The sequence below is a fragment of the Nonomuraea sp. NPDC048882 genome (assembly GCF_040649755.1).
Classification (GTDB): Bacteria; Actinomycetota; Actinomycetes; order Streptosporangiales; family Streptosporangiaceae; genus Nonomuraea; species Nonomuraea maheshkhaliensis.
The window spans coordinates 342,352-365,079 of the sequence record NZ_JBEZGB010000013.1; the positions used below are offsets into that span (position 1 = coordinate 342,352).

The 22,728-nt window shown below is 70.9% G+C and carries 22 protein-coding genes; 10 read left to right on the forward strand and 12 right to left on the reverse strand.

The genetic code is table 11. The features are described from left to right. Positions 1 to 2 precede the first annotated feature (2 nt). The gene (locus AB0C27_RS39315) at positions 3 to 188 is read left to right on the forward strand and encodes a hypothetical protein (protein WP_357855319.1); all 186 of its coding nucleotides are present in this window, start codon (positions 3 to 5) and stop codon (positions 186 to 188) included. 15 nt (positions 189 to 203) lie between these two features. Here the strand turns inward: AB0C27_RS39315 and pip are convergent, their stop codons facing one another. Continuing rightward, positions 204 to 1,154 (reverse strand): prolyl aminopeptidase, encoded by a 951-nt coding sequence (pip, locus tag AB0C27_RS39320; protein ID WP_357855322.1) that lies wholly within the window; start codon positions 1,152 to 1,154, stop codon positions 204 to 206. A 162-nt stretch (positions 1,155 to 1,316) separates the two neighbouring features. Here pip and AB0C27_RS39325 point away from each other — a divergent pair, with 162 nt between their 5' ends. Beyond that, positions 1,317 to 2,045, forward strand: coding sequence for a hypothetical protein (locus tag AB0C27_RS39325; RefSeq protein ID WP_357855324.1), 729 nt, complete (start codon positions 1,317 to 1,319; stop codon positions 2,043 to 2,045). 51 nt (positions 2,046 to 2,096) lie between these two features. On the opposite strand, the gene AB0C27_RS39330 is transcribed toward AB0C27_RS39325, so the two are convergent. Then, positions 2,097 to 3,311, reverse strand: coding sequence for a cytochrome P450 (locus AB0C27_RS39330; RefSeq protein WP_357855327.1), 1,215 nt, complete (start codon positions 3,309 to 3,311; stop codon positions 2,097 to 2,099). Positions 3,312 to 3,440: 129 nt separating this feature from the next. Between AB0C27_RS39330 and AB0C27_RS39335 the strand changes: the two genes are divergently transcribed. Beyond that, positions 3,441 to 3,917 carry a GNAT family N-acetyltransferase gene (locus AB0C27_RS39335; protein ID WP_357855330.1) on the forward strand — a complete coding sequence of 159 codons (477 nt, stop codon included), beginning with the start codon at positions 3,441 to 3,443 and terminating at the stop codon, positions 3,915 to 3,917. A gap of 45 nt (positions 3,918 to 3,962) precedes the next feature. On the opposite strand, the gene AB0C27_RS39340 is transcribed toward AB0C27_RS39335, so the two are convergent. Beyond that, on the reverse strand, positions 3,963 to 5,510 hold the full coding sequence (locus AB0C27_RS39340) for an amidohydrolase family protein (protein WP_357855333.1): 1,548 nt from the start codon (positions 5,508 to 5,510) through the stop codon (positions 3,963 to 3,965). 351 nt (positions 5,511 to 5,861) lie between these two features. Here AB0C27_RS39340 and AB0C27_RS39345 point away from each other — a divergent pair, with 351 nt between their 5' ends. Next, on the forward strand, positions 5,862 to 7,682 hold the full coding sequence (locus AB0C27_RS39345; RefSeq protein WP_357855336.1) for a rhamnogalacturonan lyase: 1,821 nt from the start codon (positions 5,862 to 5,864) through the stop codon (positions 7,680 to 7,682). Positions 7,683 to 7,741: 59 nt separating this feature from the next. Here the strand turns inward: AB0C27_RS39345 and AB0C27_RS39350 are convergent, their stop codons facing one another. Next, on the reverse strand, positions 7,742 to 9,211 hold the full coding sequence (locus tag AB0C27_RS39350) for an MFS transporter (RefSeq protein ID WP_357855338.1): 1,470 nt from the start codon (positions 9,209 to 9,211) through the stop codon (positions 7,742 to 7,744). Positions 9,212 to 9,328: 117 nt separating this feature from the next. Next, a complete protein-coding gene (locus AB0C27_RS39355; RefSeq protein ID WP_357855341.1) occupies positions 9,329 to 9,817 on the reverse strand; it encodes a MarR family winged helix-turn-helix transcriptional regulator in 489 nt (162 codons plus the stop codon). A 267-nt stretch (positions 9,818 to 10,084) separates the two neighbouring features. Here AB0C27_RS39355 and AB0C27_RS39360 point away from each other — a divergent pair, with 267 nt between their 5' ends. From AB0C27_RS39360 to AB0C27_RS39370, 3 genes are all read left to right on the forward strand, one after another. Next, positions 10,085 to 13,417, forward strand: a complete 3,333-nt coding sequence (locus AB0C27_RS39360; protein WP_357855344.1) for a glycoside hydrolase N-terminal domain-containing protein — start codon at positions 10,085 to 10,087, stop codon at positions 13,415 to 13,417. A gap of 55 nt (positions 13,418 to 13,472) precedes the next feature. After that, a complete protein-coding gene (locus AB0C27_RS39365) occupies positions 13,473 to 13,970 on the forward strand; it encodes a transglutaminase domain-containing protein (protein WP_357855347.1) in 498 nt (165 codons plus the stop codon). Between the two features lie 98 nt (positions 13,971 to 14,068). Next, positions 14,069 to 14,242: a hypothetical protein gene (locus tag AB0C27_RS39370; protein ID WP_357855350.1), complete on the forward strand. Its 174-nt coding sequence runs from the start codon at positions 14,069 to 14,071 to the stop codon at positions 14,240 to 14,242. 40 nt (positions 14,243 to 14,282) lie between these two features. On the opposite strand, the gene AB0C27_RS39375 is transcribed toward AB0C27_RS39370, so the two are convergent. Further along, positions 14,283 to 15,494: an MFS transporter gene (locus AB0C27_RS39375; protein ID WP_357855353.1), complete on the reverse strand. Its 1,212-nt coding sequence runs from the start codon at positions 15,492 to 15,494 to the stop codon at positions 14,283 to 14,285. A gap of 350 nt (positions 15,495 to 15,844) precedes the next feature. Here AB0C27_RS39375 and AB0C27_RS39380 point away from each other — a divergent pair, with 350 nt between their 5' ends. Continuing rightward, positions 15,845 to 16,636, forward strand: a complete 792-nt coding sequence (locus tag AB0C27_RS39380) for a CBM35 domain-containing protein (RefSeq protein ID WP_357855356.1) — start codon at positions 15,845 to 15,847, stop codon at positions 16,634 to 16,636. A 3-nt stretch (positions 16,637 to 16,639) separates the two neighbouring features. Here AB0C27_RS39380 and AB0C27_RS39385 read toward each other — a convergent pair whose 3' ends face one another. The 4 genes from AB0C27_RS39385 to AB0C27_RS39400 all read right to left on the reverse strand — a co-directional run bounded on the left by AB0C27_RS39385 (position 16,640) and on the right by AB0C27_RS39400 (position 19,803). Further along, positions 16,640 to 17,161: a histidine phosphatase family protein gene (locus AB0C27_RS39385; protein WP_357855359.1), complete on the reverse strand. Its 522-nt coding sequence runs from the start codon at positions 17,159 to 17,161 to the stop codon at positions 16,640 to 16,642. 10 nt (positions 17,162 to 17,171) lie between these two features. Further along, positions 17,172 to 18,182, reverse strand: a complete 1,011-nt coding sequence (locus AB0C27_RS39390) for a MerR family transcriptional regulator (protein WP_357855362.1) — start codon at positions 18,180 to 18,182, stop codon at positions 17,172 to 17,174. Positions 18,183 to 18,663: 481 nt separating this feature from the next. Next, complete coding sequence (locus AB0C27_RS39395; protein ID WP_357855365.1) at positions 18,664 to 18,879, reverse strand: hypothetical protein; 216 nt, start codon at positions 18,877 to 18,879, stop codon at positions 18,664 to 18,666. Between the two features lie 66 nt (positions 18,880 to 18,945). After that, entirely contained in the window at positions 18,946 to 19,803 is an 858-nt protein-coding gene (locus tag AB0C27_RS39400) for an NAD(P)-binding domain-containing protein (protein ID WP_357855368.1), read from the reverse strand. Positions 19,804 to 19,876: 73 nt separating this feature from the next. Here AB0C27_RS39400 and AB0C27_RS39405 point away from each other — a divergent pair, with 73 nt between their 5' ends. Next, a complete protein-coding gene (locus tag AB0C27_RS39405) occupies positions 19,877 to 20,284 on the forward strand; it encodes a MerR family transcriptional regulator (protein ID WP_357855371.1) in 408 nt (135 codons plus the stop codon). A 16-nt stretch (positions 20,285 to 20,300) separates the two neighbouring features. Here the strand turns inward: AB0C27_RS39405 and AB0C27_RS39410 are convergent, their stop codons facing one another. Both AB0C27_RS39410 and AB0C27_RS39415 read right to left on the reverse strand, forming a co-directional pair. Continuing rightward, positions 20,301 to 21,122, reverse strand: a complete 822-nt coding sequence (locus AB0C27_RS39410; protein ID WP_357855374.1) for a hypothetical protein — start codon at positions 21,120 to 21,122, stop codon at positions 20,301 to 20,303. A 111-nt stretch (positions 21,123 to 21,233) separates the two neighbouring features. Beyond that, positions 21,234 to 21,896, reverse strand: coding sequence for a hypothetical protein (locus AB0C27_RS39415; RefSeq protein WP_357855377.1), 663 nt, complete (start codon positions 21,894 to 21,896; stop codon positions 21,234 to 21,236). Between the two features lie 127 nt (positions 21,897 to 22,023). Between AB0C27_RS39415 and AB0C27_RS39420 the strand changes: the two genes are divergently transcribed. Then, positions 22,024 to 22,674 (forward strand): hypothetical protein, encoded by a 651-nt coding sequence (locus AB0C27_RS39420; RefSeq protein WP_357855380.1) that lies wholly within the window; start codon positions 22,024 to 22,026, stop codon positions 22,672 to 22,674. The last annotated feature ends 54 nt before the right edge of the window (positions 22,675 to 22,728 follow it).

A 22,728-nucleotide genomic window follows, 5' to 3' on the forward strand; every position in this document is an offset into this window, starting at 1 on the left:
CCGTGCGAGCCCTGGCGCTACTGTTACCGCAGGTCAGCGAGCGGACAAGGGGTGGCGACGGCCGCCTCGCGGCGCATCGTCGCGCCCTGTCCGCCGGCCCGGCCTTCTCGAACCCGCGGCTCATCCGTACGGAATCGACCGACGGCGAGGCGATGGTCGCCAGGGGCACCGTCCAGACCCCCAGATGATCGCGAGCCGCGGGTTCACCGGTCGGCGAAGCGGTCGATGGCCGCGAAGATGGCGTTGCGCATCGTGTCGCTGCCGGTGTGGCCGGAGTCCTCCACCATGATCAGCTCGGCGTCCGGCCAGGCCTTCGCCAGCTCCCAGGCGGTCTGGGGCGGGCCGCCCATGTCGAGGCGGCCGTGGATCAGCACGCCGGGGATGCCCTTCAGCCGCCCGGCCTCGCGCAGCAACACGCCCTCCTCCAGCCAGGCGCCGTTGGAGAAGTAGTGGCTGCAGATCCGGGTCATCGCCATGATGGCGTCGGCGGGGCGGTCGCTGTAGGCGTTGGGCTTGCCGTTCGACTCCATCGAGATCACCGCGTCCTCCCAGGTGATCCAGTCGATGGCGGCCTTCTCGCGGACCTTGTCGTCGGGGTCGGACAGCAGCCTGGCGTACGCGGCGAGCAGGTCGCCGTCGCGGTCGGCCTCGGGCACACCGTCCCTGAACCGGTCCCACGCCTCGGGGAAGAAGCGGCCGACGCCCCGGTAGAGCCAGTCGATCTCGGAGCGGCGGGTGGTGGTGACCGCCGGGATGACGATCTCCGACACCCGTTCCGGGTAGGTCTCGGCGTAGGCCAGGATCAGCGTCGAGCCCCACGAACCGCCGAACAGCAGCCACTTGTCGATGCCGAGGTGCTCGCGCAGCAGCTCCATGTCGGCGATGAGGTGCTGGGTGGTGTTGCGGCTCAGGTCGGTGGCCGGGTCGCTGGCGTGCGGCCGGCTGCGGCCGCAGTTGCGCTGGTCGAACAGCACGATGCGGTAGCGCTCGGGGTCGAAGCTGCGGCGGACGCCGGTGCTGCATCCCGATCCGGGGCCTCCGTGGACGACGAGCGCGGGCTTGCCGTCCGGGTTGCCGCAGACCTCCCAATAGATGAGGTTGCCGTCGCCGGTGTCGAGCATGCCGTGGTCGTACGGTTCTATCGGGGGACGCAAGGGGGTTCCTCTCCAGAGATATAACAGTACTCATATATTAGCCCGGACCAGGGGCTCCGATCGCACCGGTAAAGAGGGCTAGATCCAACTATGGAGTAACCGAACCACCACCAAGGGTAATGATCGCTTCGAAAAGCCGATCAACGCCCTTCAGGGAGCATCATGTCCAGGCAGGCCATTGCCCTATTCGTCGCGACTTCCGCCGTTCTGCTGGCACCCGCCGGGGCGGCGCACGCGGAAGAGGAAGCCGCCTTCCCGCCCGTCGAGTGCACCACCCATGACGGCAGGGTCGTGAACGTCACGCCGCCTCCGCCGTGGCTGGGCACGGTCACCGCCGACGTGGTCGGCGGGCTCATGGACTCGGTCGCGGGCCTCAGGACCATGGAGGGCGCCTACGGGACGGGCGCGGGGACGGCGAATCCGTACGCGCCGCCCGCGATCCCCGCTCCCGCCCCGACGCCACCCGTCACTCCGGCCCCGGGGACGGCCGCGCAGGACGGGGAGACGATGGAGGGCCTGATCTACAACGCGGTCGTCTGCAGCCACGGCACCAACCACACCACGACCTCGCTGCTGCCGCCCGAGGAGGACCCTGAGCGGGTCGCGCGATACCTCGAAACGCTCTTCACGACCAGCAAGCAGGCCTGCGCCCCCACCGCGCCGCGCCCGAAGTCGCTGCTGTCGGCCCTCGGCGTGCAGCAACTCGTGGACTCCCTGATCGCCGCCCCGGCCCCCTGCGTGCCCCTCGCCCAGCCGGGCCAGGTCCCGCAGGAGGACGTGGTGTACCAGATGGACCAGGAGGACCAGGAGGACCAGGAGGACCAGGCCCCGACCTCACTCCTGGACGCCATCGGCGTCACCGACCTGCTGAACAGCCTCAGCGGCGGCTGACCCACCCCCCGCACCCGCCCGGGCTCGGCGGTCACCGGGCGGGCGGGGTGGTCAGGTGCGGGGGCCCAGGATGACGGGGAGTTCCAACGGGCCTTCTGTGATGATCGAGGGGGTGTAGGCGATCTCGTCCTCCTTGATCGCCAGCCGCAGCTCCGGATACCGGCCGAACAGGGACGCGAGCGCGATCCGCACCTCCAGCCGGGCCAGCGGCGCGCCCAGGCAGAAATGCGGCCCCCTGCCGAAGCCGAGGTGCACGTCGGGCTCGCGGGTGGCGTCGAAGCGGGCGGCGTCCGAGCCGAACCTGGCCGGGTCCGTGCCCGCTCCGGCGAGCGTGACGATGACCGGCTCGCCCGCCGGGATCGTGGTCCCGCCCACCACCACGTCTTCGAGCGCGTACCGGAAGAAGACGTTGACCACGGAGTTGCGGCTGCGCAGCGCCTCCTCGACCACGTCCTCCCAGGCGTTCTCCGCCCGGACCCTGGCCAGTTGCTCGGGATCCGCGCCCAGGGCGATCACCGTGTTGGCGATCAGGTGCACGGTCGTCTCGTGACCGGCGATGAGGACCAGCCAGAGCAACCACACCATCTCGTCGTCGGACAGGCGCTCGCCGTCCTCCTCCTGCACCCGGATGAGGCCCGTGGTGAGGTCGTCGCCGGGTTCGACCCGCCGGCGATCGATGAACTCACGCAGGTATCCCAGCAGCCCTCCGCCAGCCGCGGCCGCCTCCTCCGGCGTGGCGTTGTGCGACAGCAGCACGTTGGTGTACGCGCGGATCAGGTGCCGTTCCTCCTCCGGCACCCCGAACAGCTCGCAGATCACCGCGATCGGCAGCGGCTCGCTGAAGACCCGGACGAGGTCGACCACACCGTCCTGATCGTTCATCCGGTCGAGCAGGTCGTCGGTGATCTGCTGGATGCGCGGCCCCATGGCCTGCACCCGGCCGGGCGTGAAGGCCCGGTTGACCAGCCCTCGGAGCCGCCGATGGTCCGCGCCGTCCTTGACCAGCAGGTGGTCACCGGAGATGACCTGGCGGATCGGCCAGTCGGGCGGGATGGTGCCGTCGTTCAGCGCGGGGAAGTTGCGCGGGTTCTTGCTGAACAGCGTGCCGTCGTTGGTGAGGACGTATTCGACCGTCTCGAACGAGCTCACGATCCACGCGCCGACCTCACCCGGGAGCTCGACGCGGACGACCGGCCCCGCCGTGTCCCGCAGACGGCTGATCGTCTCGGAGATCCGCTCACCGGGCGTCGGAATCTGCAGTGTCATGGAAGTCTCCCGCGTAGAGGTCTACTCAACTCTCCGCTTCGCCCTGGTATGGGCCAAGGTCGTTCGTTGTCACCCCATAGCCGCCAACACCTGCCGACAGCGCCACTTGCGGAGCCCTATCGTGGGCGGATGGACCGCATCGAGACGCCGCTTCTCGTCCTCATCCCCCTCCACCCCGATCACGCGGGCGAGATGGCGGGCGTGCTCTCCGACCCGGCCCTGCACGAGTTCACCGGCGGCGTCCCGCTGACCGAGCCCGAGCTGCGCACCCGCTACGAGCGGCAGACGTCGGGGCCGCCCGGCTGGCGCAACTGGATGATCCGGCCGCGCGCGGAGGACCGGCTTGTCGGCTACGTGCAGGCCACGATCGACGGGCGCACGGCCGAGGTCGCCTGGGTGGTCGGCACGCCGTGGCAGGGCCGCGGGCTGGCCCGCGCGGCCGCCGTCGCCCTGGTCGAGCACCTCATGGAACGGGAGGTCGACACGGTCGTGGCGCACATCCACCCCGACCACGCGGCCTCGGCCTCCGTCGCCACGGCGGCCGGGCTGAGCCCGACGGAGCGGTGGGAGGACGGCGAGGTCCGCTGGGAGCGCCACCGGGCGTGAGAGCCCGCATCCCTTCAGAACCTACAGCGCCGCGCCGGCTTCCGGTCAGTGCCCGGAGCGCAGGACACGTCCTCTGCGCTCGCCGGTGAACTCGCCCGACTCCACCACCACCCGCCCTTCGAGCAGCACGTACGCGATCCCGGACGGCCGGACGGACGGGTCCGCGTACGTGCCGGCATGGCCGATCGTCTCCGGGTCGAAGACGCAGACGTCGGCCCATGAGCCGGGGCCGAGCCAGCCCCGTCCGTGCAGGGCGAACTGGTCGGCGGTCGCCGAGGTGGCCTTGCGCACCGCCTCCTCCAGCGGGAGCAGCCGCTGCTCGCGTACGTACGTGCCGAAAAAGCGCGGGAAGCAGCCCCATGTCCGGGGATGCTCAAGACCGACCGGCGTCCCGTTGTCGGAGCCGACGCCGATGAGCGGATCGCGCATGATCTCGGTCACGTCCTGCTCGCACATCAGCGAGATCACCATCGTGGCGGCCGGGTCGGCGGCGATGAGCGCGCACGCGACCTCCCACGTGTCCCCACCGAGGTGTGAGAAGACCGGGTCGGCGGCGAGCGCGGCCAGCGTGCGACCGGCGTGAGCCTCCTCGGCGTGCCCCGTGACCAGCACCGCGTCAGGGGCGGCGTCCTGCCACAGCCCCGCGCCGGTCCCGCCGGACTCGGCCAGGGCGCGCAGTCGCGCCCGCTCGGCGGGGGCCGCCAGCAGGTCGCGCACCTGCCCGCCGGCCAGCGCCGACGGGGGCAGCAGCGCGGCGAGCATGGTGGCCCCCGCCAGGTACGGGTACTGGTCGCCGCGCACGTCCACCCCTTCGAGGCGGGCCTGGCGCAGCTTGGCCAGCAGCATGCCCGCCTGCCCGTGGTTGGCCCGGCCCGCGACCTTGCAGTGGGACACCTGCAGCCGGACGCGGGCCCGCCGCGCGATCTCGACGGCCTCGTCCAGCGCGGAGGCCAGGCCGGCGCCCTCGTCGCGCATGTGCGTCGTGTACGGCACCCCGTACCCGTGCGCCACCTTGGCCAGCGCCACCAGTTCCGCCGTGCCGGCGTAGCTGCCCGGCGGATAGATGAGGCCGCTCGACAGCCCGCACGCCCCTGCGGTGAAGGCCGCCGCCGCCAGCTCGCACATCCGTTCCAGGTCGCCCTCGCGCAGGCGCTCGTCGAAGCCGGCCACGGCCCCGCGCAGCGTCGAGTGCCCGACGAGCGTGGCCACGTGGTTGGTCGGCCCGGCGTCCTCGACGGCGTCCAGGTACTGGGCGAACGTCCAGTCGGGCACGTCCTCGCCGGTCAGCTCCTCCAGCGCGGAGGCGGCGGGGGCGTAGGAGAAGCCGCAGTTGCCGTTGACCTCGGTGGTGACGCCCTGGAGCAGCTTGAACGGCTGCGCCCGCGCCATCAGCGGCACCAGGTCGGAGTGCGCGTGGGCGTCCACGAACCCGGGGGCCACCGCCAGCCCGGTCGCGTCGATCACCCGGCGCGCGTCCCCGAGGTCGCGGCCCACCTCCACCACCCGGTCGCCGGTGATGGCGACATCGCTCACGACGGCCGGAGAGCCGAGACCGTCGTACACCGTTCCGCCACGCAGGATGAGATCGGCCATGCCCACCACCCAACACCCACCCGAGCCGGGAATTCTTGTGGCCGGCCACCCAACAACGGGCCCGGCATTGGCGGGCCGGACGAAGACGCCCGCGGATCACAACGATCGTTCGCTTCGGCACGCTCACGGATTCACCGCGATCCCCTGCTCCGGGGCGCTTGCGGATCACGTGGCTGCTGGCTTTAATACGCGCACCCGCGCTCACCACCGGCGAGGAGCTCCTGTGCACGTTCCCGCAGCTCTGTCCCTCCCATCCGCGCTGTTAGCGCTATCACCCCGCCCCCGCACCCCGTGAAACTTTCTTTTTTTTGCCCGCCGGGAAAGCGCTTACCATCCGCGAAGGAGTCCATCATGCGCCTGCACCTGGCCGCCGCGGCGGCCGTTCTGGCCCTGGCCGCGACCGCGGTCCCCGTCCAAGCGGCACCGCCGACCAAACAGATGGAGGACCTGGACCGGGGGCTGATCAGCGTCCGCTCCGGATCCGGCAACCTCGTCTCGTGGCGGCTGCTCGGCACCGACCCCGACGGCGTCACCTTCAACCTCTACCGGGGCTCGACCAGGATCGCCTCCGGGCTGGCCACCTCGACCAACTACCTGGACGACGGCGCCGCCGCCGACTCCTCGTACGCGGTCAGGGCGGTGACCGGCGGCGCCGAGCAGCCCGCCTCCCCCGCCTCGCTCCGCTTCACCGGCGGCGCCTACCTGGACGTCCCGATCCAGCCCCCGTCCGGCGGCACCACCCCGGACGGTGTCGGCTACACCTACAGCGCGAACGACGCGAGCGTGGGCGATCTGGACGGCGACGGCACGTACGAACTCGTCCTGAAATGGGACCCGTCCAACGCCAAGGACAACTCCCAGTCCGGCTACACCGGCAACGTGTTCGTGGACGCCTACCGCCTCGACGGCACTCGCCTGTGGCGCATCGACCTGGGCCGCAACATCCGGGCCGGCGCCCACTACACCCAGTTCCAGGTGTACGACTACGACGGCGACGGCCGGGCCGAGGTGGCGATGAAGACCGCCGACGGCACCAGGGACGGCCGCGGCACCGTGATCGGCAGTTCGAGCGCCGACCACCGCAACTCCAGCGGGTACGTCCTCAGCGGCCCCGAATATCTGACCATGTTCAGCGGCCAGACCGGCGCCGCGCTGTCGACGGTCGCCTACGACCCGCCGCGCGGCACCGTCTCCTCCTGGGGCGACAACTACGGCAACCGGGTGGACCGCTTCCTGGCCGGGACGGCGTACCTGGACGGCGAGCGCCCCTCGCTCATCATGGCCCGCGGCTACTACACCCGCAGCGTCATCGCCGCCTGGGACTTCCGCAACGGCTCGCTGACCAAGCGGTGGACGTTCGACAGCAACGCGTCCGGCTCCCAGTACGCCGGGCAGGGCAGCCACAGCCTGTCGGTCGGCGACATCGACCGCGACGGCCGCGACGAGATCGTCTACGGCGCGATGGCCGTGAACGACAACGGCGCCGGCATGTGGAGCACCCGCACCGGCCACGGCGACGCCCAGCACCTCGGCGACTTCGACCCCGCCAGGGCCGGGCTGGAGTACTTCAAGGTCAGCGAGTCCACCTCCCAGCCGGGCTCGCTCTACATCGACCCGGGCAACGGCTCGATCCTCTGGTCCACCGCCTCGGGCTCCGACAACGGCCGCGGCGTGGCCGGGGACATCTCCACCGTCCGGGTCGCCGGCGAGTTCTGGTCGGCCGCCGACGGCAACCTGCGCAGCGTCACCGGCAACACCGCCGGCCGCAAGCCGTCCTCGGTCAACTTCCTGGCCTGGTGGGACGGCGACCCCGTCAGGGAGCTGCTGGACCAGACCAGGATCGACAAGTACGGCACCGACTCCGACACCCGCCTGCTGACCGCCTCCGGCGTGCACTCCAACAACGGCACCAAGGCGACGCCGTCGCTCTCGGCCGACCTGTTCGGCGACTGGCGCGAGGAGGTCGTCTGGCCCACCTCCGACAACCGCGCGCTGCGCGTCTACTCCACGCCCATCCCGACGGACCGGCGCATCCACACCCTCATGCACGACCCGCTCTACCGCGTCTCGGTGGCCTGGCAGAACACCGCCTACAACCAGCCGCCGCACACCGGCTTCTTCATCGGCGACCGCATGCCCACGCCGGCCAGGCCCGACATCTACGTACGCTGACCTCGGGAACGACGGAAGGCGCGGCGGCCCCTGGCCACCGCGCCTTCCGCACCCCCGGCTCAGGAGGCCGCCGCGTCCTCCGCCACCGGCGCAGAAGCCGTGCCGTCCGCGGCCACCGCGCCGCCGGTCCGGCGCGACGGCCCGCGCAGGACGACCGCGGCCACCACGAAGGCCGTGAGCAGCAGCCCGGCCGAGATGCCGAACGCGAGCTGGAACCCACCCGCCAGCGCCGACGCCCGATCCTGCCCGGCGGCCAGCAGCCCCTCGGTACGCCCGGCCGCCATCGTGCTCAGCACCGCCACGCCGATCGCCATGCCCACCTGCTGGGTGGTGTTGAACAACCCCGAGGCCAGCCCGGCGTCGCTCTCCCGCGCCCCGGACATGCCCAGCGTGGCCAGCGCCGGCAGCACCAGCCCGCCGCCCCAGATCAGCAGCATCACCGGCAGCAGGTGGGTGACGTACCCGGCGTCCGTGGGGATCCGCGTCAGCAGCAGCATGGCGGCCGTGAGCATCGCCAGGCCGCCGAGCAGCACGACCTTCACCCCGAACCGGGCGCTGAGCCGGGCGGAGGCGAACAGCGAGATCGCCCCGATGCCGACCGCGGCCGGCAGCATGGCCAGCCCGCTGTCCAGGGCGCCGTAGCCGAGGACCTGCTGGATGAAGAGCACGAAGAGCACCTGGAAGGCGAACATGCCCGACAGGGACAACATCTGGGCGACGTTGGCGCCGACCACGTTGCGCGAGCGCAGGACGCGCAGCGGCATGAGCGGGGTCCTCGCGGTGGCCTGCCGCACCACGAACGCGACGATCAGGGCCAGCGACACCGCGCCCAGGCCGAGGGTGTGGGCGGCGAGCCAGCCGTACTCCTCCACCTTGACCACGGTGTAGATGCCCAGCATCAGCCCGGAGGTGATCAGCACGGCCCCTGCGACGTCGGCGCCGGCCGACAGGCCGATCCCGCGGTCGGCGGGCAGTGCGCGGACGGCCAGCGCGATGGTCAGCACGCCGATCGGCACGTTGATGAAGAAGATCCACGGCCAGTCGAAGGCGTCGGTGAGCACGCCGCCCAGGACCTGGCCCAGGGAGGCGCCGGCGGCCCCGGTGGAGCTGAAGATCGCGATGGCCTTAGCCCGCTCCCGTGACTCGGTGAACAGCGTCACGAGGATACCCAGCACGACCGCCGAGGCCATCGCGCTGCCCACGCCTTGCAGGAATCTGGCCGTGATCAGCATTCCCGGGCCACCGGCCACGCCGGCCAGCAACGACGCGGCCGTGAAGATCACGTTCCCGGCCATGAACAGCTTCCGCCGGCCGATCAGGTCCCCCAACCGGCCCGACAGCAGCAGCAACCCGCCGAAGGCGATCAGATAGGCGTTGACCATCCAGCTCAGCCCTGCGGGTGTGAAGCCCAGGTCCCGCTGGATCGTGGGCAGCGCGACGGTCACGATGCTGCCGTCGAGGATGGTCATCAATCCGGTGGCGGACAGCACGCCCAGTGCGGTCCAGCGCGAGTCAGGCGAATACGGCACGGTCTCTCCCGATCAAGGTGTGGCACGCCGGCGCGGCGGCGTCGACAGGAGAGACCGTAACAGATAGTTCCGTTACAGACGATATTTTTCGGATCTATTTTTGGCCCGCCGCTGGAGCTACCGCTGCCGCTCGCGCGCCCTGCGGGCCACCTGCGGGCTCTCCACCGGCGTGGCGAGGTGGCCGCCGACCAGCCGGTTCAGCGCCCGGACCAGCACCTCGCGCTCGTCGTCCGGCAGGGACGCGAGCGCGTCGCGGTGCACGCCGTCCACGACCTCCTGACTGCGCGCGGCGACTTCCGCGCCCTTGTCGGTGACCGCGATGATCCGGGCGCGCCGATCGACGCTGGAGGGCCGGCGTACGGCGTAACCGGCCTTCTCCAGCGCGTCCACGGTCACCACCATCGTGGTCTTGTCCATGTCGCCCAGCTCGGCGAGCTGGATCTGGGTACGCTCCTCCTCCAGCGCGTGGACCAGCACGCAGTGCATGCGCGCGGTCAGGCCGATCTCGGCGAGCGCCGCGGCCATGCGCGTGCGCAGCACGTGGCTGGTGTGGTCGAGCAGGAACGACAGATCGGTCTCGGTACGGGCGGGGGCCATCGCGGTCATGCTCTTCAGCCTACCCAAGTGGTTCCGGAACGGATTATCCGCAAATCAACGTGAAGGAGACCGAGATGGACGGCCCGGTGCCGCGTCCCAGCGCGCACCCACTCCTCGTGGACGGCTGACCGGCAGTCATCGGATCTCCCACTCCGCCCGCAGGCCTTCGTGAGCACGGCGACACCCCCGACGCATACATCGGATGTCAACTCTTGTTAAGGGCAGGTTTCGATGCTATCTCCTAAGGTCAAGGCTTCCATGTGATCGGAGGGATCCGTGGCCCACCCCCCACGACGCCGCCTCAACTCGGCCTTGCTCGCCGCACTCCTGCTCGCCACCGGACTGCCCGCCTCCGCCCAAGCGGTCAGCGAAGACCGCAAGACACCCGATGACTTGACGCTCTGGTACGACAAGCCCGCCACCGACTGGGAGACCCAGGCACTGCCCATCGGCAACGGCCCCCTAGGGGCGATGATCTTCGGCGGGGTCGCGTCCGAGCGGATCCAGTTCAACGAGAAGACGTTATGGACCGGCGGCCCCGGCTCACCCGGCTACGACTTCGGCAACTGGAAGTCGCCGCGTCCCGGCGCGATCGCCGACGTTCAGCGCCAGATAGACCGCGACGGCCGGATGAGCCCCGAGGACGTGGCGGCCAAGCTGGGCCAGCCCAAGACGGGCTTCGGGGCGTACCAGACGTTCGGCGACCTGCATCTGGATCTCGCCGACGCGCCCGCCGACCCCTCCGCCTACCGGCGCGAGCTGAGCCTGCGCGAGGCCGTGGCCCGGGTCGGCTACACCTCGGGCGGGGTCCGCTACTCGCGTGAATACTTCGCCAGCAACCCGGGCAATGTGATCGTCGGCCGGCTGTCGGCCGACCGGCGCGGCAAGGTGTCTTTCACGCTGCGGCACAGCTCGCCGCGCGACGACAAGACGGTCACCGCGGCCGGCGGGCGGCTCACCATCCGCGGGCAGCTCGGCGACAACAAGATGCGGTTCGAGGCGCAGGTGCAGGTGATCGCGCAGGGCGGCACCCGTACCGACTCGGGGGACGCGATCACCGTCACCGGCGCCGACAGCGCCGTCTTCGTGCTGTCGGCCGGCACCGACTACGCCGGCGACTACCCGGCCTACCGGGGCGCGGACCCGCACGCCAAGGTCACCGCGGCCGTGGACGCCGCCGCGTCCAGGAGCTACGACCAGCTGCGCCGGGCGCACACCGCCGACTACCGCAAGCTGTTCGACCGGGTGAAACTGGACCTCGGCGGCACGACGCCCGCCGTCCCCACCGACCGGCTGCGCAAGGACTACACCGGCGGCGCCGCCGGCGACGACCGGGCGCTGGAGGAGCTGTTCTTCGCCTACGGCCGCTACCTGCTCATCTCCTCCTCCCGCGAGAACGACCTGCTGCCGGCCAACCTCCAAGGCGTCTGGAACCACTCCACCAGTCCGCCCTGGGGAGCCGACTACCACGTCAACATCAACCTGCAGATGAACTACTGGCTCGCCGAGCAGACCAACCTGCACGAGACGACCAAGCCGTACGACCGCTACATCTCCGCCATGGTCGCCCCCGGCCGCAAGACCGCGCAGGACATGTACGGCGCCCGCGGCTGGGTGGTCAACAACGAGACCAACCCGTTCGGGTTCACCGGCATGCACGACTGGGCCACCGCCTTCTGGTTCCCCGAGGCCGCCGCCTGGACCACCCAGCACCTGTACGACAGCTACCGCTTCACCGGCGACACCGGCTACCTGCGCGACACCGCGTACCCGGTGATCAAAGGCGCGGCGGAGTTCTGGCTCGACTTCCTGCACACCGATCCGCGTGACGGCAAGCTGGTCGCCTCGCCCAGCTACTCCCCCGAGCACGGCGACTTCTCCGCCGGCGCGTCGATGTCGCAGCAGATCGTCCGCGAGGTGCTCGGCAACGCCCTGGCCGCGGCCGAGAAGCTGAACGTGGACGCGAGCTTCCGCGCCGAGGTGAGCGCGGCCCTGGCCAAGCTCGACCCCGGCCTGCGCGTCGGCTCCTGGGACCAGCTCCAGGAGTGGAAGAGCGACTGGGACGCAAGGTCCGACACCCACCGGCACGTCTCCCACCTGTACGCCCTGCACCCCGCCAACCAGATCAAAGCGGGCACGCCGGAGGCCGAGGCGGCCAAGGTCACGCTGACCGCGCGCGGCGACGGCGGCACCGGCTGGTCCAAGGCGTGGAAGATCAACTTCTGGGCGCGGCTGCTGGACGGCGACCACGCCCACACGATGCTCGCCGAGCAGCTCAAGAGCTCCACCCTGGACAACCTCTGGGACACCCATCCGCCGTTCCAGATCGACGGCAATTTCGGGGCCACCTCGGGGATCGCCGAGATGCTCGTGCAGAGTCAGCACGACGTCGTCCACGTCCTGCCCGCCCTGCCCTCCACCTGGAAGAACGGCTCCGTGACCGGGCTTCGTGCCCGTGGGAACGTCACCGTGGACGCCACCTGGAAGGGCGGCGCGCCCGACACCGTCACCGTGCGGCCCGGCGGGAGCGGCCCGCTCACGGTCAGGTCGCCGTTCATCGCCGGCCGCTACCGGGTCCTCGACGAGCGCGGCCACGAGGTCGGCGCGCGCCGCGACGGCGACACCCTCACCTGGAACGCCCGCGCCGGCCAGGCGTACACGATCCAGAACGAGGCCGCGGTCGCCATGGAGGCGCCCGCCACGGCCATCCCCGGCACGCCGTTCGAGGCGCGGGTCACGGTGACGGCCACCCGCCGGCGCGCCGTGCCGGCCGCCGACGTCGCCCTCACCGCGCCCACCGGCTGGACCGTCGAGCCGGCCACCCGCCACCTGCCCGCCACGTCCCCCGGCCGCACGCGCACCGCCGTCTTCACCGTCACCCCCGGTCCTGCGGACGGCTCCCGCAGCGCCGTGCTCAGCGCCTCGGTCACCGGATCGTGGCGGGCCTCGGCGACCGCCGCACTCGGCCTCGACCCCTGCGCGCCGCCCGAACCCGGCTCCCTCCTGGTCGCCTGGGACCCGAAGGAGGGCGGCACCGTCGCCGACACCTCCGGCCACGGCCGCGACGCCACCGTCACCGGCATCCCCGCCTACGACACCACCGCGCCCACCGGCAGCGGCCTGATCCTCGACGGCGACACGTACCTGACGACCGGCGCGACCACTCTCGGCCTGGTCCGGGAGGCCACGTTCGCGGCCCAGGTCAAGATCGGCGGCTCCGGCTATCGCCGCCTGTTCGACTCCCAGGTGTCCGGTGACCCCGGGACCGACGGTGTGCTCATCGACATCACTCCCGGCAACACGCTGCGCTTCATCGGCGCCGGGGCCAACACCGGCCTGAACGCCACCGTGCCCACCGGCCGCTGGATCGACGTGGTGGTCACGCTCGACCGTACCGGGACGATCACCGCGTACGTGGACGGCGAACCCAAGGCCACCGCCCAGACCAGCACCGACGGCATCACCGGCTGCACCGCCCGCCCCCTGCGCTTCGCCGCCGACCAGAACGGCGGCCAGCGCCTGACCGGCGCCGTGGACCGCGCCGCCATCCTCGCCAGGGCGCTGTCCGCGGACGAGGTGAAGACCTGGCAGAGCCTGGCCTTCGAGTAGCCCGCACCGGGATGGATGCCTGCCCCGCAGGGGTCCATCCCGTTATGATCGCCGGGTGAAACCGGGAAGCCGCCGCACGGCCGCGGGCGGTACAGCGGCCACTCCCATCCTCGACTGGCGGCATCCCCGCGTGCTGAAGCTGCTGGACGAAGCCCGGGACCTCGACGGGCGGGCGTTCCTGATCGCGGCCCACCGGCTCGTCGCCGCCCGCGTCCGCCCGGTCTACGCGATGAACGAGCGGCGTCGCATCTCCACGACCCTGCGGCTGGGCCAGGGGTCCTGCAGCCAGAGACTGGCCCTGCTGGAGGGCCTGGCCCGTGGCCACGGGATCCCCACGCGGGTCAGAGGGCTGCTGCTCGACGGCCGTTTCTGGCATCCGCGCTTCCCCCGGCTGCGCGCGCTGATCCCCCGGCAGGTGATCCTCGCCTGGCCGGAGTTCCTCCTCGACGACCAGTGGGTGCCCGTCTCCGAGTTGTTCGACGAGCACGGCCAGACCCTGTGCGCGCCCGTACGCGTTCCCGCCGATCTGATCATGAGCCGCCGGGCCGCCTGACCTCCGCCCCTTCGGGCCGCGCTATCGCCGCGCTAACAGCCCGCCAGCGCCCGTTCCGACAATCGCGGAAACGTGCAGGGATCACGAGGAGGCAGAACGTGAGAACGCTCATCGACCGGGCATTGGCGCTGGTACTTCCCGAGGTGAAGGCGGCGGCCGTGTGCGGGTACCAGTACCAGTGCCGCGCGGCAGGCTGGAGCAGGCGGCTGTGCTGCTCGTCCTCGGCCGACAACTGCTCGCCCTGGCAGGTGCTCTCGCGCGCCTGCCCGTAGGAAGGCCCGCCCTGCCCGTGGGGAGGCCCGTCAGCACCCGTCAGCCGGCCGGCGCGCCCCTCGGCGGGCCGGTCATCGACACGACGACCGACCAGCCGATCGCGTACGCGACGGCGAAGGCTCCGAGGAGCAGCGTCGTGCCGGCGGTCCCGACGGTCGCGGCCATGGGGGCGACCGCGAGCGTCGACACGCCCTGAAGCCCGGCCGACAGGCTGAAGACGAGCACCATGACGCGCCCGCGCAGGTGATCGGGCGTCGTCAGTTGCAGGCCGTTGAGTGCGAGGATCGCGCACGCGCCCACCCCGACGTGGCCCAGCACGGCCGCGGCCATCCCCTGGCCGAGGCCGGTGCTGTGGGCGAGGAGCAGATAGCCGAGGCCGAAGACGGCCAGGGCCGCCCCGGCCACGTACAGCCGCCTGCGGTGCGAGTGGCCCGCGAGCAGCCGGCCCGCGAAGGGGCCGAGCACCGCGCCGAGCCCCTGGGCGAGGTACAGGGCGCCGGTTCCGGCGTCGCCGGCGTGGAAGCGGTCGAGGGCGAAGAGGGGCAGGAGCCCGACCATCCCGTAGCTGAGCCGCAGCCCGGCGGTCAGCCCGAGCAGGGCCGACGCCACCGGAGTGGTACGCAGGAACCGCCAGAGCTCGGCGGCGTCGGCCCGTACCCGCAGCCGGCCCGTCGCCACGGCGCTGGAGAGCGGCCGCTCGATCCGGGCCACGAGCAGCGCGGAGACGACGAACGAGGCGCCGTCGACGAGCAGGGTGGCCGAGGTCCCCCAGGCCGCGGTGACCACGCCCCCGAGCCCGGCTCCCACCAGCAGGCCGGCCGAGTACAGGCTGCCGATCAGCGTCTGGGCGAGGGGCAGGTCCCGGCCGGCGACCAGGTTCGGCAGCGCGGCCTCGGGGATGGGGCCGGACACCGCGGCGAGCACGGACAGCATGGCCAGGCACCCCAGGGCCACCGCCACAGAACCGGCGTGGAAGGCGACCAGCAGGCCGACGACCGGGACCACCGCGCCCAGGTCGCACGCGACACGCAGACGACGCCGGTCGAAGCGGTCGGTCATCGGGCCGATCAGCGGAAACAGCAGCACCCCTGGCAGGGAGTTGATCGCGAACAGCAGCGCCGTCCATCCCGCCGAGCCGGTGTGATGGTAGACGAAGCCGCTCAGGGCGACGAAGGCGAACCAGTCGCCGGTCAGGCTGAACGCGCAGGCGCAGAAGAGCCGCAGGAAATCGGCGTTGTGGCGCAGGGACACGGAGGATGGGCGGCAGGAAGGCAGCACTCGATGACTCCAGCAGTGGTGTCGGAACCCGGGTGGCGACCGGGGAGAAGTGGCGTGCCCCGCGGGTTCGCGGAGCTGCTGCTGGGTCAGTCACAGAGGTGCTGCATGACAGCAGGGTAGATCATCGGCACCGGGACGGTCCCCGCCGATCGCCGTCAGATGCGCGTCGTGGTCACCGACGCCGGCCACGAACTGGTGCCGGAGATCGAGCGGGCCTGGGCGGAGCCGGCCGAGGAATGACCCCGGCCGCCGCCGTTCTCCACGAACGGTAATAATCTGCCTACCCGCGCTCGCCGGAGTGATCGAGAGGCCACTCTGGAACTATGGCGAAGGCGGCGGAAAGGCGGGAGCGGGCACCCGGTTCGCTGGTGTGGCGGGTCGTGCGGGTCGCCGCGATCGTGGTGCTGGTGGTCTCGCTGCTCACCTGGTTCCTCGTCGATCCGCTCCGGCTGCCGGGCGACGTGCTGGAAGGGCTGAACCAGCGGGCCAGCGTGATCGGCATGTTCACGGGCGCGGTGGGGCTGGTCGTCTCGATGCTGGGGCTGCGCGTGCAACTACGCGGCCGGCCGGCCGGCGGCGACATCGCATCCACCGGCGACGTCGCATCCACCGGCGCGGAGACACCGGAGCCCGGCACGATGACGCCTGGCCCGCGCCGCCGTACGATCCTGCTGGTCGCGACCGTGCCGGCGGCCGTGGTGGCCCTGATCGTCCTGACTACCCTGGCCGTCGTACGAAACGCGCCGGTCCGCTACGAGGCCGAGGACGGCGCCCACTTCAACGCCATGCCCCTGTTCAACATCGAGGGCGCCTCGGGCAACGCCTCGATGGGCCACCTGAACTATCCGGACAGCTGGGTCGACATCAAGGTGCAGGTCCCCAAAGCCGGCACGTACACGGTGGACGTGCGTTATCGCGCCGGCGACGGCGACGCGCGCCAGTACCTGACGGTGAACGGCGCGGCCAAGCGCATCGTGCACTATCGGGACCGCACCTGGGACACCTGGGGGAACGCGACGGCCAAGGTGCAGCTCGACCAGGGCTGGAACACACTGCGCTTCCAGCACGACGAGGGCCCGTACGCCGCCGAGCTGGACTACGTCGAGATCGCCTGACGCCTATCCCCCGCTGACGCGCTCGACGGCGCCCGCCACCAGATCGACACGATGCGCGTCGGGAAAGCGGAGGTCCGCCCAGAAGTCACCGGAGCCGTCCAGACCCAGCCGCGCGGTCATCCAGACGGTCATCGCCATGCCGTGCGTCGCCACCACGAGCGGGCGCCCGCCGGCGAGGGCGAGCTGCTCGGTGATGCCGGCGTCGAAGCGCTCGGCGACCTCGGCGCGCGGCTCCCAGCCCGGGTGGTCCGCGCCGTCCACGTACGCGCGCCGCAGCTCGCGATAGTCGCCCTCCCACGGCTCCACGCGGGTGACCTCGTCGAACCGCCGATCACGGGTGACCGCGCCGTCGCCGCCCAGGGTCTGCCAGGCCTTCACCTCGCCGCTGGAGACGAGCCGGGCGCCTGCGGGCAGCCGCGCGATCAGCCGGCGGGCCGCCTGCCACCCCTCGGCGCTGAGCGTCCATTCGTGCGGCGGCACGGCCGGACCGTAGGCGGGCATGGCATGGCGGACCAGGAGCAGCATCTGCCGGACTCTATCGAGCCGGGCCCGGCTGGGCGGAAGCGTGAAGGGCCGCCGCCAGCCACGTCGCGAGCGAGGCGAACTCATCGCCCGTGTGGGGCGGGGTGTCGTTGATCACGGCCACCAGGGACACGTACCGGCCATGGGTGGAGTCGTACCGGGGCGACTCCTCGGGCCGCTCCCGTTCGAACCGCTCGGCCATGAGGAACCCGGCGGCCATGCGTTCGCGCGACTCGGGCGTGGACCGCGTGCCGACGGCCTCGGCGGCCGCGGTCGCCATGCGGACGACCAGGTCCCGCGCCCGTGGCGACTCCGGCGGCAGCCCGGAACGGACCTCCGCCATGATCTCCTCCATGATCGCCGTCCCCGTCTCGTAGATGAAGTCCTGTACAGGGGTGGCGGCCAGGTCCCGTCCCGGGGAGGTGGAGTAGGTGTCCTGGAGGTAGGAGCGGACCTTGTTCCTGAACTCCGCGCCCTGGACCAGGTCGGCCAGCTCGATCCAGGCTTCGAGCTGGGTGAGCGTCGGGTCCTCCGGCAGGCACGGCCGCATCGTCCGCAGCCGGTCCACGAAGCCGGCGGGCACGTCGAGTCCCTCGCCGACGTCGTTCCAGAAGTCGTCGATCAGCCGCTCGCGCTCCTCGTCGGGCATCGAGACGAGCTTGCGCATCAGGGCCGCCTGATCGGCGGTGCCGCCCTGCTTGACCAGGGTCCGCAGCACGGCCCGCCGGGCCCGCAGGCCGCGTTCCTGGCGTTCGACGATCTCCAGGTGCGCCGTGAGGAGATCGTGCAGCGACGTCTCACCGTCGAGCAGCCGGCGGATGCCGTCCAGGCCGGCGTCCAGCTCCCTGAGGGTGCGGATGAGCTCCAGCCGCGCGATGGCGCGGACGTCGTACAGGCGGTGGCCGGCGTCGGTGACGCGGGTGGGCGCGACGATGTCGAGGTCGGAGTAGTACCGGATGGCGCTGACGTTCAGCCCGGTGCGGCGCGCCACATCCCCGATCGAGTACAGCTCGTTGTCGTCCATACCGTCACTATCGGATCTCAAGCCGCTTGAGGTTCAAGCCCTGTCAAACTGACACGGAGGGGCCTTTGTAAAGTCGGATCATGGACGATCTCCATCTGGACCGCGCACGCGCCACCTCCTTCGGCTCGGTGGCCGAGCAGTACGACCGGCACCGCCCGGAACCCCCGGACGATCCGAACGCATCCCGGCGTCGGGCCGCGACGCGTTCACCCCGATCGAGGAGAAGGTCTACCGCCAGGAACGTGTCCTGACCGCCGACCAGTGGACCGGGCTCGTCGCGACGTCGAGCGACCACCTCCGGCTCGGACCCGACCGGCTCGCGGGGCTGCTCGGGGTGGTGCGCGAGACGATCGAGTCGCTGGGCGGTCACGTGCGCATGCGACACGAGACCACGGCCCTGACTTGCCGGCGCCGGCAAGGCTGAGGGCTTCACCAGCTACGAGCCGCTTGCTTTGGGCTTCTTACTTACGGGCTTCGCGGCTTACTTCCGGGCTTCGCGGCGCCGGACGATCGCGTCGCTGAGCTGCCGCGCCGCCTCCATCTCGGGCGCCACCCAGCGCAGCCCGGTGTCGCCCACCTCCATCGGCTCGGCGATGGCCTGCGGCAACGGCTCCTCATCCACCCCGGCCCGCCACTCGGCCGGGTCCGGCCGCTCCGGCAGCCGCCGGAACCGGTCCTTCTTCGCCTCATCCCTCATACCACATGGACGGACCGCACCATCCCGAAGTTCCGCACCGCACGGTGAGACTCCGCACATGCCCGGTCAGTCGCGCGGCGTACGGAATTCCTCGATCAGCACGGGATACTGCTCCCCACCGTGCCCGGAGGCCATCGAGCGGCCGGCCATCGCCTTGAACAACTTCGGCAGCTCGGCGTTGACCCCCACCGCCTCGCTCTCCTCGATCAGGTGGTCCATCGCTCGTACGTCGGTCTCAAGCGCCGACACCTCGGCCGGGAAGGAGCCCTTGTCGACCTGCTCGGCGTACCCGGGCAGCCATTCGGCCACGACGACGGCGAGCTGCCGCGCGAACGGCGCGAACGTCACGGCGTCGACCCCGGCCGTCCCGAGCAGGGCCGTGCCCTGGAGCCAGCCGTTCAGCACGCTCCACATCATGGCGAGGCCGGCCACGTCGTACAGGGACGCCAGCCCATGGTCCGCGCCCAGGTAGGTGACCGTGCCGAGCGCGTCCAGCGTCGATTCGTGCGCCTCGAAGTCCGATTGCGGCCCGCTGTGCAGGATCACCGCCTCGGCGGTCCCGATCGCCGGCGGGACGGCCATGACGGCGCCGTCCAGGTAACGGGCGCCGCGCCGCTCGGCCCATCGGGCGGCGTCCCTGGCCTGCGCCGAGTCGCCCGAGGTCAGGTTGATCAACGTCCTGCCGTCCAGCTCGATGTCAGTCGCGCCGAACAGTTCGTACACGGCCTGGTAGTCGGTGACGCAGATGATCGTCAGGGGGCTCGCCCTGAGCGCCTCGCCCACCGTCGCCGCCGGTCGCGCGCCCTCGGCCAGCAACGGGCCGGCCTTGGCCGGCGTACGGTTCCACACGGTCGTGGGATGCCCGGCCCGCAGGAACGCGCTCGCGAGCGCGCGGCCCATCAGTCCGAGTCCGATGACTGTCACGGGTGTATCGGTTCTGCTGTTCATGGCAGCATCGTCAACGTTGATACCGGTGTGAAGGTCAAGCGAGGGTTCGATGCTGATCGGGGAGCTGAGCCGCCGGACGGGCGTGAACGCCCATCAGTTGCGCTATTACGAGGCCCAGGGCCTGCTGGACGCGGAGCGAGGTGCGAACGGTTATCGCGAGTACGACGAGGGCGCGGTGTTGCGGGTGAAGCAGATCCGGCACCTGCTCGGGGCCGGTCTGTCCTCCGAGGACATCGCGTACCTGCTGCCCTGCGCGACCGGAGAGGCCCCGGACCTGCTCGGATGCCCCGAGCTGCTGACCGCGATGCGCTCACGGCTGCGGCGGCTGGACGAGCAGATGAGCCGGCTCGCCCAGTCCCGGGACGCCCTCGCCCACTACATCGAGACGGCCGACCGCACGACCGCCGGCAGCCGTCCTTGCCCCGGCGACACCGACCAGGAGCGCGTACCCGCCTGAGGCCCCCGAGGCGGCGTCACGTCGCTTGTTCCCCGGAAACGACCTCAGCCTGCTCGGCGGGCGGTTGACGGCGCGGGACAGCCAGATCGTGGGCGGAGCGCGCCAGCCAGACCAGGAGCAGCACACTCGAGACCACACCAACAGCGTCGGCGACGCCTGTCTCCTGCGAGAACGGCATCGCGGCCACCGTCAGCGGGATCGGCGCCACCACGGAAGCGAGACCGTACCCGAAGGTCGCCCTCCCCCAGCGGTCGTCGCCCCATTGGTCCCGCAGGACCAGCGCCGTCCAAGCCAGGCCGGCCAAGGCACAGACCGACTCCGCCGCGCCCAGGCCGGACCAGCCGACGAGGTCGAACACGCCGATGACGGCGAAACCGCCATACCCCAGCACCCCCGCGCCCCGCGTGAACTGCTGCTCGCCGCCCAGCACCGGCATGAACCGCAGCACCACCACCCACATCGCCACGGAGTAGACCACCGTCACGACTTCCCAGGCGAACGACCCGGCGAGGTGAAGCAGCGATGTCGTAACCACCGCGACGTAGAGCGCCACCCGCAGCCGCATCACGTCCCGGTCCTGCTGCGGCGGCGACCCCGCCAACGGCCCGCGTACGACCTGCCAGATCGCCCACGCCCAGGACAGCCCGGCCAGAACCAGGACGAGCACGCTCAGCGGGGACACCACCGCGCCTTCGGCCACGGGCGTGTACAACGTCAGCCACCACAACGGGCCGAGTTGTCCAGAGACAAGGGCGACGACGACGGTGACCGTCAGCGCGGCGCCGTACAGGCCGACGAGAATCAGGGCAGGCAGGGCCGAACGATGGCGACGTAACACGAAGCGCTTCCTGGGGGTTCGGAGGGCATGAAAAGCGAACGCCCCACCCTAGTCGATCATCAAAAAATGGCGCCACACCCACGAGCCCGTCCCGCCGGGCGGCCTATGCCATCAAGGCGTCATCGCGAGCACGCCGGTGCCCCGCACCCTCATGTCGCGAGTCAGAGTGAATGGACTGACACCACAAGCTGCGGCGATTTCCGGGGCCAGGTCAAAAGCCGCCACCGTCCACTCGTCGAGTTGTTCGGCGCTCGCCGTCCGCAGGTCTCCGTCGACCGGCAACCCCAATTCGAGAAGGCGTTTCTGTTCATAACGCAGCGGGTGGCCATGAGCGAGTGATTCGTCATCCGGCTCGCCGGTCGCCGCGTACCGGCGAACAACGCGCCCATGTTCGGCCACCAGCCAGGCCGAGCCGTCTCCTTGCGCACCGAAGTAGTAGGCCTGCGCCCCTCCATAACGGGCGCTGAGCGTCCGGCACGATCTGAGCACCTCCTCGCGACGTTCACCGCAAGGATCACACCAGGCGCCGATCACCAGGATCCAGCCGTCCACCTCAGGAGTGACGAAAACCCGCGACAGACGGTCAGGATGGCCCGGTCCGGCATGGCCATCGGCGTCGATCACCTCCTGGGCCTCAGCGAAGGTGAGCGGCCTCGACGACGACAAGCCAAGAATCTCCATGACGCCGGCCTGGTCACCGGTCGGAACCGCGATCCAGTGATTCCAGCAGGTCCAGATCGGCTCAGCCCGATCTCGCACTTCCATCTCGCTCACTGTGCCACATGGCTTGATCCTCTGATCCGAAAGCAAGCGCCTCGTGGACGGCCATGGCCGATCGCCCCTCGGATGACCACCTGGCAGCCGATCCGCGCCCAGGCGGCGCGGTCGGTAGGTTGAGGTCGTGGATCTTCCTGCCCATTGGCTGCCCCGGCCGTCCTGCAGCCTGGACGACGAGACCCTGGCCGACTTCGCCTCCTTACTCGCTGATGCGGTCGCCCAAGGACCCGACCAGCCGATTCCCTATACCTTGGCCGTGCCGAAGTGGCAGTTTCTTTGTTACGTGGCCGAGCAGGCCGAATACGTGCTGCACGGGTCGAACGATCCCTCGATCGAGCGTTTCGAGCCACGCCGGTCCTACGACAGCGACGCCTTCGGTGATCGCACCGCCGTCTATGCCGCCTCGGACGGCATCTGGCCGATGTTCTACGCGATTCTCAACCGCGATCACCCGCTGTCGATGGTCAATTCTTGCAGCGACATCGTCGGCGAGACCTATTACTACTTCTCCATCAGCCGGCCCGTGCTCGACCTCCACCCATGGCAGGAAGGAACGATTTACCTCCTGTCCGCCGACGGGTTCGAGCATCAGCCGCCGATCCGAGGGGCTCGCCAGCGCCAGGTGGCCAAACTGGCGCCGGCCGAACCGGTGGCGAAGATCCGGGTGACCCCCGAGGAATTCCCGTTCCTCAAGGACGTGCGTGGACACGACAACGCGGTGGTGCAGGTCCGATCCGCGGCCGACCCCGACGGCTTCCCCTGGATCGATGCGTGATCGCCTCAGTCGGCGACGAAGCGGGCCTGGTCGCCCTGCTCGCGCTGGCGGCGC